Source organism: Neorhizobium puerariae (assembly GCF_042429745.1).
GTDB lineage: Bacteria > Pseudomonadota > Alphaproteobacteria > Rhizobiales > Rhizobiaceae > Neorhizobium > Neorhizobium puerariae.
Map to the genome: position 1 here is coordinate 1 of NZ_JBHMAA010000016.1, position 13,291 is coordinate 13,291.

General features: G+C 61.8%; 11 protein-coding genes. 10 read left to right on the plus strand and 1 reads right to left on the minus strand.

Going from position 1 to position 13,291, the window contains the following annotated elements:
* Positions 1–116 (minus strand): NAD-binding protein (locus ACFFP0_RS15490; RefSeq protein WP_377262408.1); only part of this gene is annotated, 116 nt, incomplete at its 3' end.
* A gap of 261 nt (positions 117–377) precedes the next feature.
* On the opposite strand from ACFFP0_RS15490, the gene ACFFP0_RS15495 reads away from it, so the two are divergent.
* The 10 genes from ACFFP0_RS15495 (at position 378) to ACFFP0_RS15540 (ending at position 13,242) form a co-directional block, all read left to right on the plus strand.
* Positions 378–1,805: an O-antigen ligase family protein gene (locus tag ACFFP0_RS15495; RefSeq protein WP_377262364.1), complete on the plus strand. Its 1,428-nt coding sequence runs from the start codon at positions 378–380 to the stop codon at positions 1,803–1,805.
* A gap of 336 nt (positions 1,806–2,141) precedes the next feature.
* Positions 2,142–3,281, plus strand: a complete 1,140-nt coding sequence (locus ACFFP0_RS15500; RefSeq protein WP_512699792.1) for a polysaccharide biosynthesis/export family protein — start codon at positions 2,142–2,144, stop codon at positions 3,279–3,281.
* A gap of 105 nt (positions 3,282–3,386) precedes the next feature.
* On the plus strand, positions 3,387–4,082 hold the full coding sequence (locus tag ACFFP0_RS15505) for a hypothetical protein (protein ID WP_377262366.1): 696 nt from the start codon (positions 3,387–3,389) through the stop codon (positions 4,080–4,082).
* 187 nt (positions 4,083–4,269) lie between these two features.
* Positions 4,270–6,486: a polysaccharide biosynthesis tyrosine autokinase gene (locus ACFFP0_RS15510; RefSeq protein ID WP_377262412.1), complete on the plus strand. Its 2,217-nt coding sequence runs from the start codon at positions 4,270–4,272 to the stop codon at positions 6,484–6,486.
* A gap of 85 nt (positions 6,487–6,571) precedes the next feature.
* Positions 6,572–7,180: a hypothetical protein gene (locus tag ACFFP0_RS15515; protein WP_377262368.1), complete on the plus strand. Its 609-nt coding sequence runs from the start codon at positions 6,572–6,574 to the stop codon at positions 7,178–7,180.
* Positions 7,181–7,497: 317 nt separating this feature from the next.
* Positions 7,498–8,601, plus strand: a complete 1,104-nt coding sequence (gmd, locus tag ACFFP0_RS15520; protein WP_377262370.1) for a GDP-mannose 4,6-dehydratase — start codon at positions 7,498–7,500, stop codon at positions 8,599–8,601.
* Positions 8,594–9,565: a GDP-L-fucose synthase gene (gene fcl, locus ACFFP0_RS15525; RefSeq protein ID WP_377262372.1), complete on the plus strand. Its 972-nt coding sequence runs from the start codon at positions 8,594–8,596 to the stop codon at positions 9,563–9,565. Before gmd ends, fcl begins: the two co-directional genes overlap by 8 nt.
* Positions 9,562–10,887: a WcaI family glycosyltransferase gene (locus ACFFP0_RS15530; RefSeq protein ID WP_377262375.1), complete on the plus strand. Its 1,326-nt coding sequence runs from the start codon at positions 9,562–9,564 to the stop codon at positions 10,885–10,887. Before fcl ends, ACFFP0_RS15530 begins: the two co-directional genes overlap by 4 nt.
* A 79-nt stretch (positions 10,888–10,966) precedes the next feature.
* A complete protein-coding gene (locus ACFFP0_RS15535) occupies positions 10,967–12,067 on the plus strand; it encodes a glycosyltransferase (protein ID WP_377262377.1) in 1,101 nt (366 codons plus the stop codon).
* A complete protein-coding gene (locus ACFFP0_RS15540; RefSeq protein ID WP_377262379.1) occupies positions 12,067–13,242 on the plus strand; it encodes a glycosyltransferase in 1,176 nt (391 codons plus the stop codon). The genes ACFFP0_RS15535 and ACFFP0_RS15540 overlap by 1 nt, the downstream gene beginning before the upstream one ends.
* Positions 13,243–13,291 lie beyond the last annotated feature (49 nt).

Here is a 13,291-nt window from a genome sequence, read left to right on the forward strand (position 1 = left end):
AGCGCCTCGATCTTCTCCACCGCCTTGTCGACGCACACGACCTCATGGCCGAAATCCGCAAAGCATGCCCCCGAAACAAGGCCAACATAACCCGAGCCAACCATTACTATTCGCATCTGATATCCCTGTCTGCACCCTGGAGAATATCCTGCCGTCGTCGCAGATTTTCCTAGCGCATTCTGTTATTATTGCAACGCACAATCGGAAATTAACATTTATTTCAGATCACATTAAAGGGCTGGCCGAAGGGCTTGCGATCTCCTCCGGAGTATTCTAGAGGCGGGCAGATCTGGGGACGGGGCATGAAGATGCGAAGCCATAGTCCGAACGACATGCCAATGTCGGTCGCGATAATATCCGCCACTATGGTTTATTGGGTGAGCATCGCCTTAGCTTTGCTCAACTATGGCGCGGTCGATCTCATTTCAGTCTCTATCGTTACGATCCCGATATTTTCTCTTCTGATCGTGATTTTCGTTGTTGACGGCGTTCCCGATCATACCAGGGCGATGATGGGAGTGGGCCTGGCCGTCCTGGCGGTATCCATCGCCTGGGTCGCCTTGCAGGCCATGCCCATGCCCGGCGGCATCCTTGCCCAGGCCTCGTGGCGGAATGTTCAGGGTATCGCGGCGGGCAGGCTGGCGACGATTTCCGAGACGCCGGGGGACGACTGGGCTGCGCTTTTGCGGTTGGCGCTTCCGTTCGGCGTGTTCCTGCTCGGCCTGCTGCTGTTCCGGGACGATCGGCGGGCCATGGCGGCCCTGAAGCTGCTGGCGATCTCGGGCGGCGTCATCTCCATCCTATCGATCGGGCAATTCTATCTTGCGCCCCGGACACTGCTCTTCGGTCCCAAGACCGGTTATCTCGACAGCCTGACGGGCTTCTTCGTCAACCGGAACACTGCGGCGACCTATTTCGGGCTGCTTGCGCTGTTGACCGGCGCGATGGCCTGGCGGCTCGTCGGCGAAACCGACTTTCCAAGACTGTTCGCCGCCATCGAGCGCCTGCGGCCGCTCAAGCCCGACGAACGCCGGCATATCCGGCGGCTGTTCTGGTACGGCTCGTCGTTCCTGGTATCGGTCATCGCGCTCGTGCTGACGAAGTCGCGCGCGGGCGTCGGGGCGAGCCTGGCGGCGATGCTGGTCATGGCCGTCCTGATCGCGTTGAGGCCGTCGCGTCGCGCAAGCGGCTCCCGCCGAAGCGGGAACGGGGAAAGCTGGAATATCAGGCGGATCATCGTGTCGCTGGCGGCCATTTCGCTTGTGGCGCTGTTCCTGCTGTTCCTGGCCGGCCGGGTGTTGCTGAGGGCGCAGGTGCAGGGTGTCAACGACACGCGCTTCTGCGTCATGCCGGGCATCGTCAGGGCCGTGATCGATCATCTTCCCTGGGGAGCCGGGCTGGCAAGCTTCGAGTCCGTTTTCCCGGCCTACCGCGATGCGGCCTGCGGCATCGAAAACGTGTGGGACAGGGCGCATAACGTCTATCTCGAAGGCATGTTTTCTCTCGGGCTGGCGTTTCCTCCGCTGCTGGTCGTCGTGGCGGCCGGTCTGGCCTGGGCCTGTATCAAGGGAATGAGAACGCGGCGTCGCTTTCGTTTCGCGGGCGAGGCCGGACTGTCGTCCCTGCTGCTGGTCGCACTTCATTCCGCATTCGATTTCTCGATGCAGATATCGGGGCTCGCCATTTTCTTCGCGGCCGCGATGGCGCCGATCGTATCCATCTGCACGGGGACGCCGGGACGGGACCTGGAGCGGCGTGCGGATATTCCGGATTCAGCCCCGTTTCCGCAGGCATTGAACAGTTGAACGCCCAATATCCGGATGTTTTGACTTGAGACTGGCTCTCTTTTAATTTAGCAATTTCGAATTTAAAGGAAAATGCCGTTTTGCGATGCTTTCGAAATTGTTACTCGAAGCTTCTAAAATCCTGAAATACCAGACTAAAATTAACATGTTGTGTTCAACTCGCAACAGTCTGTGAATTGGCTGTGCGTTGTAGCCGATTTCTACATGGAGTCATGTGGATTTTACCGTCCGATTTCTGCATAACCCTCCAGGGCATATCAGGGGACTTCCGTGTATATTCGATTTCCGGCGACTAGTATCGCGCTTTTGACCGCCGCACTGACAGGTTGTACTGCCTTGCCGAATGCTGGACCTGATCCGCGTGCGGTGGAAACGCAGGCGGCCGTCAAGGTTACTTCAGCGAAAAGCAAGGCCGTCGGCATCGACTATGCCTTGGTGGACTTGAACAAGGCCGTTCTGAATTTCGTCGCGGAGACCAAGGCGACGTCGCTCGCCGGCGGCTTCGGCGGCGGTCGCGGTGGCCCTCCGAGCCTGCCCCTCGGGGTCGGCGACGTGGTGCAGGTCGCCGTTTTCGAATCCCAGGCGGGTGGTCTCTTCATTCCCGCGGACGCGGGCAGCCGTCCCGGCAACTATGTTTCGCTTCCCCAGCAGACGATCGAGCGCGACGGCACGATCAGCGTTCCCTACGCCGGTCGGGTGAGGGCGGCCGGACGGCCGGTGGAGCAGATCCAGTCCGAGATCGAGGATCTTCTCGCCAACCGTGCGATCGAGCCTCAGGTCCTGATCACCAAGATTTCCAGCCGTTCCGCCCAGGTCGCCGTTCTCGGCGACGTGCGTTCGCCCGCAAAGATAGAGCTGACCGAGGCCGGCGAGCGGGTTCTCGACGTCATCTCCGAGGCGGGCGGCCTGAGCGCGCCCGGCGCCGAGACCTATGTCACGCTGCAGCGCAGCGGCCGCTCGGGCACCATTCAATATGATCATCTCGTGGCAACGCCGGTCGAGAACATCTATGTGGCGCCGGGTGATACCATCCTGGTCGACCGCGAGCGGCGTACCTATCTGGCTTTCGGCGCGTCCGGTCTGAACGGCCGCTTCGACTTCGAGGATTCCGATCTCACGCTCGGCGAGGCGCTCGGCAAGGCGGGCGGGCTGCTGGATTCCCGCGCGGACCCGGCCCAGGTGCTGCTCTATCGCGTCGTCGGCAAGGAATTCCTGTCGAAGCTCGGCGTAGACGTGTCGCGCTTCACGACCGCAACGGTTCCGGTCATCTTCCGGGCCAATCTGCGTGATCCGGCGGCATTCTTCGCAGTGCAGAAGTTCCCGATGCAGGACAAGGACATCCTCTACGTCTCGAACTCGGATTCCGTCGAACTCATCAAGTTCCTTGATGTGGTGAACTCGGTTACTTCGACAGCTTCCGGTGTTACTTCGGATGCTGTTTCGACCAGGGATGCCGTTCGGGATCTTACACGTTGATATTGGGGGAGGGCCGGCGTTAACGCTTTCTTAATCTTCGGCTTGATTGGGAGCTTCATTTATGGGAAGCGTTGCGCCGGTTGATATGGGGTTTCAGGGAAGATCATGAAGGCTTATCGTTTTGTTAAGGCCGCAGGGTGGCTGTTGGTGGGCTCCGCCCTGTTGGGCGCAATCGAAGTGCCCGGCGCGATGGCGCAGCAGCCCGCGCCGGCGCAATCCACGTCGGCGTCGAGCTGCTTTGTCGGAACCGCGAAGGTGTCGGACGAGGAGATCGCAAGATTTCTGGCGTCGCCCCAGGACCTCCTGAAGGAGTATCCGGCCGGCGGCCTGCCGCTTTCCACGCGGGTTCGCAGCCTCGCCGGTTCCAGCACCGACACTTTGACGGCGCTCATCGCCCTGCTCGGCGGCGCGTCGGACCAGCAGATTTCCGCCATCGGCTCCGGGCTTGCCCGCGCTGCCCGCGCCTGCGCTCCGTCCAATCCGGAATATGCGGCGCAGATCCAGGCCGCTGCGGCCGATGTCGACAACGCCACCTTCGAAACCGCGTTCCTGGCCGGCAGTCCCGAGATCCAGACTGCCGCTCTGGGAGCGGGCGGTGGGGCTGGCGGCGGCGCGTCGGCGATCGGCGGAGGCGGCAATCCCGGCGGCGGCGTGAATGGCACCAGCGGCGGTTCGGAGTCCGTCGAATCGGGAAATCCCACGTCCAGCGCCAGCAATTCGGGAAGCCGGTACTTCTCCAGCAGCGGCGGCGGGTCCACGACGACCACCGAGGTCAGCCTGACCTCCGCACCGAGCCAGTGAGTGCGCGCCGGGTCATGCACTCATAGCCGGATCGGGCGTATCCACGCGCCCTTTCGGTTCCTATTCCGGCCCTGTTTCATTGAGTCCTGACCCAGCCGAATTCGATTTTGAGGGCGCGCGCTTGCAGATTTACAGCAAGGTTCTTCCAGGTGCCGGGCGGAACTCGGAATCGAAAGCGGCTGGCCTTCTGGACCTTGTTGACGCGGAAGTGTTTCTCGGCGTCGTCCACAGACAATGGAGAGCCGTGCTGGCATGTGTTGTCGGCGCGGCGATACTCGGCCTTTTGTATATTCTGGCGACCGTCCCGCTCTATACGTCGAAATTCAGCGTTCTGATCGACCGCGACAACAGCCAGCTCGTCGAGCAGCTTTCCTCGATCGGGGCGACGGGGGACAACGAGCCGTGGGTTCTCAGCCAGGTGGAACTGCTGAGATCGGAAACGATGGCTCTCGCCGTCGTGGACAAGCTCGATCTTTCCAACGATCCGGATTTCACGGAAACGGAAGGGTCGCTGGTGTCGTCGCTTGTGCGCACGCTGGGTTCGATCGCCAACGTCTCGCAATGGTTCGTATCGGAAGAGGCGACCGACGAGGCTGCGCTTCGCCGGCAGATGGCAGGCGATACGCTGCTTGCGAACCTGGCGGTCGAGCGTGTCGGCCGGACCTATGTGCTTGAAATCAGCTATGCGTCGCCATCGCCGGAACTGGCGTCGAAGATCGCCAACGCCATTGGCGAGGCCTATCTGGTCGACAAGCTGAATTCCCGATACGACGCGACGCGCCGCGCCGGCGACTGGTTGCAGGACAGGATAGCGGAACTGCGCCAGAAGGCGCTGGATTCGGACCTGGCGGTGCAGAAGTTCCGCAGCGCCAACGGATTGGTCGCGGCCGGCTCGACGCTGGTGACGGATCAGCAGCTTTCGGAATTGAACAGCGCCCTGATCATGGCGCAGTCCAATACCGCGATGGCCAGGGCGCGCCTGCAGCGGATAGAGCAGATCATCGCTTCCAACCAGACGGATGCGATCGTTACCGACGTTCTCAGCAGTTCGATCTCCAATGAGCTGCGGCAGAAATATCTCGATGCCTCGAAGCGGGAGACCGAGATCGCCGCGCGGCTCGGCGAAAGCCATGTTCAGGCCGTCAGGCTCCGAAGCGAGATGGCCGAATACAAGCGGTTGATGTTCGAGGAACTCAATCGCATCGCTGAAAGCTATCGGAGCGACCTTGAGGTTGCCGAGGCCCGCGAGAAGGCGTTGAGCGACAGGGTATCGGAATCCTCAGTTGTCAGCGCGAGCGCCAACGAGACGAAAGTCCAGCTGAGAGAGCTGGAGCGCGAGGCGGATTCCTACAGGAACCTCTACCAGACCTTCCTGCAGCGTTATCAGGAAGCGGTGCAGCAGCAGTCGTTTCCCGTGACCGAGGCGCGCGTGATCTCCCGTGCCCTGCCGGCCCGCCTGCCGACCTATCCGCGCAAGGCGCTGGTGATTGTGCTGTTCTGCTTCCTGGGCGCTCTTGCGGGATGCGGCGTCGCCGCGGTCCGGGAATTCCGCGACCGTTTCTTCCGGACCGGAGATCAGGTCCGTGACGTGCTGGGTCTCGAATTCCTCGGCAATGCGCCCCTCGTGACCGGCAACCAGGCGGTGCCTCTGGCGGATATCGAAGATCCCCACATGGTTCGAAAGATAAGCGCGGTTTCGAACTACGTGATCGATCATCCCTTTTCCGCTTTCGCCGAGACCTTGCGCAGCGCAAAGCTGTCCGCGGACCTGAGCCTGGTCGGCAAGCCGTGCAAGGTCATCGGCATCGTTTCGACCTTGCCCGGGGAGGGCAAGTCGACGATCGCCGTCAATTTCGCGGAACTGTTGGCCAGCCAGGGCAGCCGGACGATCCTGGTCGACGGGGACTTGCGCAATCCCGGCGCGACGCGCGCTCTTGCCCGTCATGCCCGGGCGGGATTGATCGAGGTCCTGCTCGAAGGCGCCGATGCGCGGAGCCTGCTGGTGCGCAATCCGCAGACGGGACTTTCGTTCCTGCCGACGATCATCAGGCACCGGGTGCCGCATTCGTCGGATCTCCTGGCCTCGTCCACCATGGTCGGCGTGCTGAACTCCCTGTCCAGGGACGTCGACTATATCGTCGTGGACCTTGCGCCGCTGGGGCCGGTGGTCGATGCGAGAGCCATCGCCAGCCATATCGACGCCTTCGTCTTCGTGACGGAATGGGGCAGAACCGCCCGCCGTGTCGTGCGGCAGATCCTGTCCACGGAAACCAATGTCCGCAGCAAATGCCTTGGCGTCATATTGAACAAGGTTGATATGACAAGGATGAAGCTCTACCGGGCTTATGGTTCGAGCGAATATTATTACTCCCGTTACACAGACTATTATCAGGAGAAGGCCTAGGATGCTCGGGGTTCGCAAGGACCCGCTTCTGGCCGGGCTTCTGATCGCCGTTTCGGTGGTCGTGCTGGTATTGGCGGCGGTCCAGATGCTGCGCTATCATCGTTTCGGCGACATACCGTATCTGGCGAGGCAGATCGAAGCGGGAAAGCCGGTTCCTCCGCCGACGGTCGCCGCCTATGCCGCCCGGGCCACGGGCATCGTGGATGCCGGCATCTGTTCGGGTGATTTTGTAAAGGGCGCATTGACGCTTGCATTGACCGATCTTGACAATCAGAATCAGGACGCCGGCTACGAAAGATGGGCTGCAAGCCTGGAACGCGCCGAACGGGTGGCGCGTTATGCCTTGGGTTGCCGGCCTGTCGATGGCAACATCTGGTTGCGGCTGGCGATGATAAGACAGGCTGCCGCGGAGCAGCCCGAGGAAATGGAAATGATGCTGGCGTTTTCCAAATCGTATGCGCCGTCTGAGGAGAACGTCATCGGTGGTCGCTATCAGTTGTATAACCGGCTGACGAAGGTCACGCTCGACCGGCTTGCCGGGCCGCTCTTGGATGACTTGCAGCTTATCTGCGCCGATAGCGGCTTGCGGCGCCAGTTGCCGTCGCCGTCGCCGGTCCTGAAGGGTGAGATTGCGCGCCTCGTGCCCCAGTGTCGCCCGATTGGTTCCCAGGCGGCTGTGAAGTCGGGCCGCTGAGCAACAGTCATCGAGGAATGAGAGAGAAGACCGCTCTGCAGGGTGTTTTCCAAGTGCCTGGGTTCGGGCGTAGAAGGCATTGGAAAACAACGTAAAAGTATTTGTGATGCGCGTCATTTGCGGAAATTTGGGGATTAACTAATTTGGAAGTTCTCCCACAATGCGTCATGCCGCAGATTGACATTGCAGTGCAGCATTGGTTTACATGCTGGTCAAGCAGATGAATGAATTCAGCTTAATTTCCAGAGCGGTTCTTCGCATACGACGGTAGCCGGCACTTCGAATGAGTGTAATTCGGCCAAAAGGAGATATACACCTTGGTTATACACAAGCTTCCTAGTCAGAAAACCGCCCTTATTACTGGTGTAACGGGGCAGGATGGCGCCTATCTCGCGGAATTGTTGCTGGAGAAAGGCTATGTCGTCCATGGCATCAAGCGCCGTTCGTCTTCGTTCAACACGAACCGCATCGAACATCTGTACGAGGACCCTCATATCGAGAATCCCCGTTTCATCCTGCATTTCGGCGACATGACCGATTCCACGAACCTGATCCGCGTCATTCAGGAAACCCAGCCTGACGAGATCTACAACCTCGCGGCCCAGAGCCACGTTCAGGTCAGCTTCGAGACGCCGGAATACACCGCCAATGCCGACGGTATCGGCACGCTTCGCATTCTGGAGGCGATCCGTCTTCTCGGCCTGACCAAGAAGACGAAATTCTATCAAGCCTCCACGTCCGAACTTTACGGCAAGGTGCAGGCGGTCCCGCAAAGCGAGACGACGCCCTTCTACCCGCGCAGCCCCTATGCCGCCGCCAAGCTCTATGCCTACTGGATCGTCGTCAACTACCGTGAGGCCTACGGCATTCACGCCAGCAACGGCATCCTGTTCAACCATGAAAGCCCGATCCGCGGCGAGACCTTCGTCACGCGCAAGATCACCCGCGCTGCCGCCGCGATCCATCTCGGCCTGCAGGAAAAGCTCTTCTTGGGCAACCTCGACGCCAAGCGCGACTGGGGTCACGCCCGCGAATACGTGCGCGGCATGTGGTTGATGCTGCAGCAGGACGAGCCTGACGACTACGTGCTCGCCACCGGCGAGACCCATACCGTGCGCTCTTTCGTGGAAAAGGCCTTCGCTAAGGTCGGCGTGCCCGTCGAATGGCGCGGCGAGGGAGTGGAAGAGAAGGGCTATAATGCAGGCACCGGCGAACTCGTGGTCGAGATCGACCCGCGCTATTTCCGCCCGACGGAAGTCGATCTGCTGATCGGCGACCCGAGCAAGGCGCACAGGAAGCTCGGCTGGAAACACGAGACCAACCTCGACCAGCTCGTTACGGAAATGATGCGCGAGGACGTGAAGCTGATGGCGCGTAGCGTTCCCGGTCAGTCCAACACCAAGGGGCTGGCTCATGCCTAGTACGGTCTTCGATCTCGCGGGCAAGAAGGTTTGGGTTGCCGGCCATCGTGGGATGGTCGGCGGCGCCATCGTCCGCCGCCTGGCGAGCGAGGGCTGCGAAGTCCTCGTCTCGTCCCGCAAGGACGTCGATCTGCGCCGTCAGGAAGAGGTGGAGGCCTGGCTGGAGAAGAACCGGCCGGATGCGATCTTCGTGGCCGCCGCCAAGGTCGGGGGTATCTTTGCGAACAATTCCTATCCGGCCGAATTTCTCTACGACAACCTGATCCTCGAGGCCAATATCGTTCACGCGGCCCACAAGGTGGGTGTGAAGAAGCTGCTGTTCCTCGGCTCCTCCTGCATCTATCCCAAATTCGCCGATCAGCCGATCGTCGAGGAGGCATTGCTGACGGGGGCGCTGGAGCCGACCAACGAGTGGTACGCGATCGCCAAGATCGCCGGCATCAAGCTTTGCCAGGCCTATCGCAAGCAATATGGATGCGACTTCATTTCGGCCATGCCGACCAATCTCTACGGTCCGGGCGACAATTTCGATCTGAATTCGAGCCATGTCGTGCCGGCGCTGTTGCGCAAGGCGCATGATGCGAAAGAAGCCGGCGCCTCCTCCATCACCGTATGGGGCACGGGCACGCCGCGGAGGGAATTCCTCCACGTCGATGACTGCGCCGATGCCTGCGTGCACCTGATGAAGGTGTATTCCGACGACGTCCACGTCAACGTGGGTTCGGGCACGGATATCACGATCCTGGAACTGACCGGGCTGATCTGCGAGGTCGTGGGCTTTTCCGGCGATATCGTGCATGACCTGTCCAAGCCGGACGGGACCCCCCGGAAGCTGATGAGCGCGGATCGTCTGAGGGCGCTCGGCTGGGCTCCCAGCATTTCGCTGCGCGACGGCCTTGCCGATGCGTACAAGGCGTTTCTCGGCGGCAATTATGCCGAGCGCGTGCAGGGAAACGCGGCATGACCACGCAGCTCGCAGTCGAGGCCACGGAGCGGGAATCTGCACCCGAGGATCGCACTGCTGCGAGCGTTCGGACACGGGTGGTCGTCTACGGCATGAACTATGCACCCGAACTAGCCGGCGTGGGTCGATACACCGGCGAGATCGCGGAGCATCTGGCGCAGACGGGGGTGGACGTATCGGTGGTGACGACGCCGCCCCATTATCCCGGCTGGAAGGTTAGCGGGAGTTTCCGCAACCGCTACAGTTCAGGCGTGGAAAACGGCGTGAAAGTTCTCCGGACGCCGCTGCTGCTGCGGCAGAAGATGGGCGGCATATGGCGGCTGATCGCGCCGCTGAGCTTCGCCCTGACGTCGGCTCCCGTGATTTTCTGGGAAATCGTCCGCAGGCGTCCTCATGCGGTCGTCTGCGTCGAACCCACTCTCTTTGCCTCGCCCGTGGCTCTCGTGGCGGCAAAGATCGTGGGTGCGCGGACGGTTCTGCATGTTCAGGACCTTGAGGTCGATGCCGCTTTCGCCGTCGGTCATCTGGGCAAGTCGAAATTGCTCTCCGGGCTTGCCTTTGGTTTCGAGCGTACGGTCCTGAAGGGCTTCAACAGCATCATCACCATCTCCGAACGCATGTGCGAAAAGCTGGAGGAGAAGGGGCTTTCGCGGTCGAAGCTTCAGGTCCTGCGCAACTGGGTCGATATCGATCACATCTATCCGCTTGAGCAGGTGAGCCCCTACCGGGACGAGCTGGGCTACGGTCCGGAAGATTTCATCGTACTCTACTCCGGCAATATCGGAGCAAAGCAGGGCCTCAACATTCTGCTGGATGCCGCGGAGGCGCTTGAGAAGGTGCACTCGCACGTCAAATTCGTGGTCGCCGGCGACGGCCCGGTCAAGGCCGGGTTGGAGAAGCGGTACGGGCAGCTTGCGAATGTGCGCTTCCTGCCGTTTCAGCCTTATGCCCGTCTCAACGAGTTCCTGAACATGGCCGATCTTCACGCCTTGCCCCAGGAAAAAGGCGCGGCCGATCTCGTTCTGCCGTCCAAGCTCGGCGGCATGCTCGCAAGCGGAAAGCAGATACTCGTGACGGCGGACGAGGGGACCGAGCTTGCGGAATTCCTGGCAGGTTCCGCCTTGCTGGTGCCCCCCGGGGACCCGGCCTTGCTGGCGCAGGGCGTGGCGCGCGTGGCTTCCGGCGAGATAGCCGACCGCCGCGACCAGCGGCTCGGCCTGTCGCGTCGCCTGTCCAAGGCAATCGGCATCGCCGAGTTCGCGGCGGTCGTTGCAAGCCCGGGCCTGTCATCGCGCACGAGGCGGCGGCGGGTTTCGGGGTGACGCTTTCGATGGCAACGCATCATCGGGGGTGGGGCTGGGTGGTGGCGTTATCATTTCCTTCGGTAAGAAGCGCAGCGGCATGACATCGGTCGTCTTTCTCTGGGATAATATCGGGCCGCTCCATGCCGACCGGATCGAGGCGACGCGCGCACGCCTTCAGGATGCCGCCCGGATCGTCGGGGTCAGCGTTTTCGCCGGCAGCAACGAATATGACTGGGTTCCGGCAACGCAGGGCAGCGTCACCCTGTTCGCCGACCGCCGTGAGTTCGGCCCGGTCCGCTTTGCAGGAAGATTGCTGGGGCTCGTTCGAAGACATCGCGCCGGGCATGTCTTCCTCTGCAACCATGATCGTTCCTATGTCTTTCTCGCCGCGCTTCTTCTGAGGGCGACGGGACGCCGCGTCTATCTCATGGTGGATTCGAAATTCGACGATCGCGAGCGGTTCCTCCGGCGGGAACTGGCCAAATGGGTTTTCCTGCTTCCCTACCACGGCGCGATGGTGGCGGGACCGCGCAGCCATGACTACATGCGCTTCTTCGGTTTCCCGCCGGAGCGGATAAGGCTCGGATACGATACGGTCGATGTGGCGCGGCTTCGCGGGCAGGCAGGGAAAGATCCCGAACCGCCGTTCGCGGACCGTCCTTTCATCATTGTCGCCCGCCTGGTCGAAAAGAAGAATATCGCGCTCGCCATTCGCGCCTTTGCGGCCGCCTTCGCGGCGAACAGGCAGCGGCGCCTGCTGATCTGCGGCTCCGGGCCGCTCCTGGCGGACCTGCAACGGCTCTGCGGGCAGCTTGGCGTCGCCGAACTCGTCGAGTTCAAGGGGTTTGTCCAGACCGAAGTGGTTTCGAAACTGCTTGCAGGCTCCCTTGCCCTGGTCCTGCCGAGCGTCGAGGAGCAGTACGGCCAGGTGATCGCCGAAGCGCAGGCTCTCGGCACGCCCGCCATCGTTTCCCTGCCGTGCGGCGCGCGCGACGAACTGATTCGCTCCGGCGTGAACGGTTTCATCGTGGAGCCGGACAACGTGGAGGGCCTCGCCTATTTCATGACGCTCCTCGGCAATGACGAGGTTCTGTGGAGGAGGATGAAGGAGCGGACCGAAGGCTTCGCCGGGCTTGCGGATGCAGACCGGTTTGCCCGGTCGGTCGCCGGCTTCGTGACCGGGGAGGAGGCGCGCTGATGCCTGCCGGGGACCCGCGCACGCGTTCCGTCTGCTTTGTCGTCACCTCGGCGTCCCGCCTGGGGGCGGGAGTCATGGAGTCGGCTCGCTCCCAGGCGACCGGAATGGCGGGCGCCGCATCCGCGGATATCTCGGTGATCACGCTTGCCGACAGGTATTCTCGCGAAGACGCCGGGGCGTGGCAGGGCGTGCGTGTCACGGCGGTGCGGCCCTGGGGACCTTCGATCCTGGGCTTCTCGCCCTTCATGCTGCCGGCTTTGCTGCGTTCGGGGGCGGATGTCGTCCACGTCCATGGCGTCTGGCAGTTCCATTGCCTGATGGTATGGCTGTGGTCCCGTATCACGGGACGGCCCTATGTCGTCAGCCCGCACGGCATGCTCGACAGGTGGCTTCTCAAGCGCTCCCCGTTCCAGAAGAAGATGGCGTCCGTAATTTATCACAACCGTTTCCTGCGCGCCGCCGCAGGGTTCCATGTGCTGACGCGCCAGGAGGAAAAGGATGTCGCGCCCTATGCGGATGGCGGCGCCCTGACCGCCGTCGTTCCCAACTATGTGACGGAGCCGGTGCCGGACGGCGAAGGGACACCTCCCTGGTGGCGGAGCGGATACGAGGGAAAGACCGTCTTCCTCTTCCTCGGGCGCCTGCACGAGAAAAAGGGGTGCATGGAGCTTTGTCGGAGCTGGTCGATTGCATGCCGCAGCGATCCCGAATTCAAGGCGGGCGCGGTTCTGGTATTCTGCGGATGGATTGACGGCCTTCCCGGTTTCGAGACGGAGATCGCCTCGCTGGGGGCGGAGCTCGGGAACGTCTTCTATGCGGGCGCGCAATACGGCGCGGACAAGCAGCGCTCCTTCGCCGCTGCCGATTTCTTTCTGCTGCCGTCGAAGAGCGAGGGCCTTCCCATGGCGGTTCTGGAAGCCTGGGCCGCGGGGCTGCCCGTGTTGATGACGGCGGCCTGCAACCTGCCGGAAGGTTTTGCGGCGGGAGCCGCCATCGAAGTCGATCTGGAGCCGGAAAGCCTTTCACGGTCCCTGCAGGATGCCTTCGCAAGGGCGCCCGCCGAGCGGGACGCGATGGGCGAGGCAGGAAGGACGCTGGTGCACGCGAAGTTTTCCAGGGAGAGCGTCGTGCCGGCTGTTCTGAATATCTATGAAAATATACTGGGACCCGAATAGAGTTATATGCGATTGATGACCGTGACTTACCTCCTGCTGCGTAAACTTC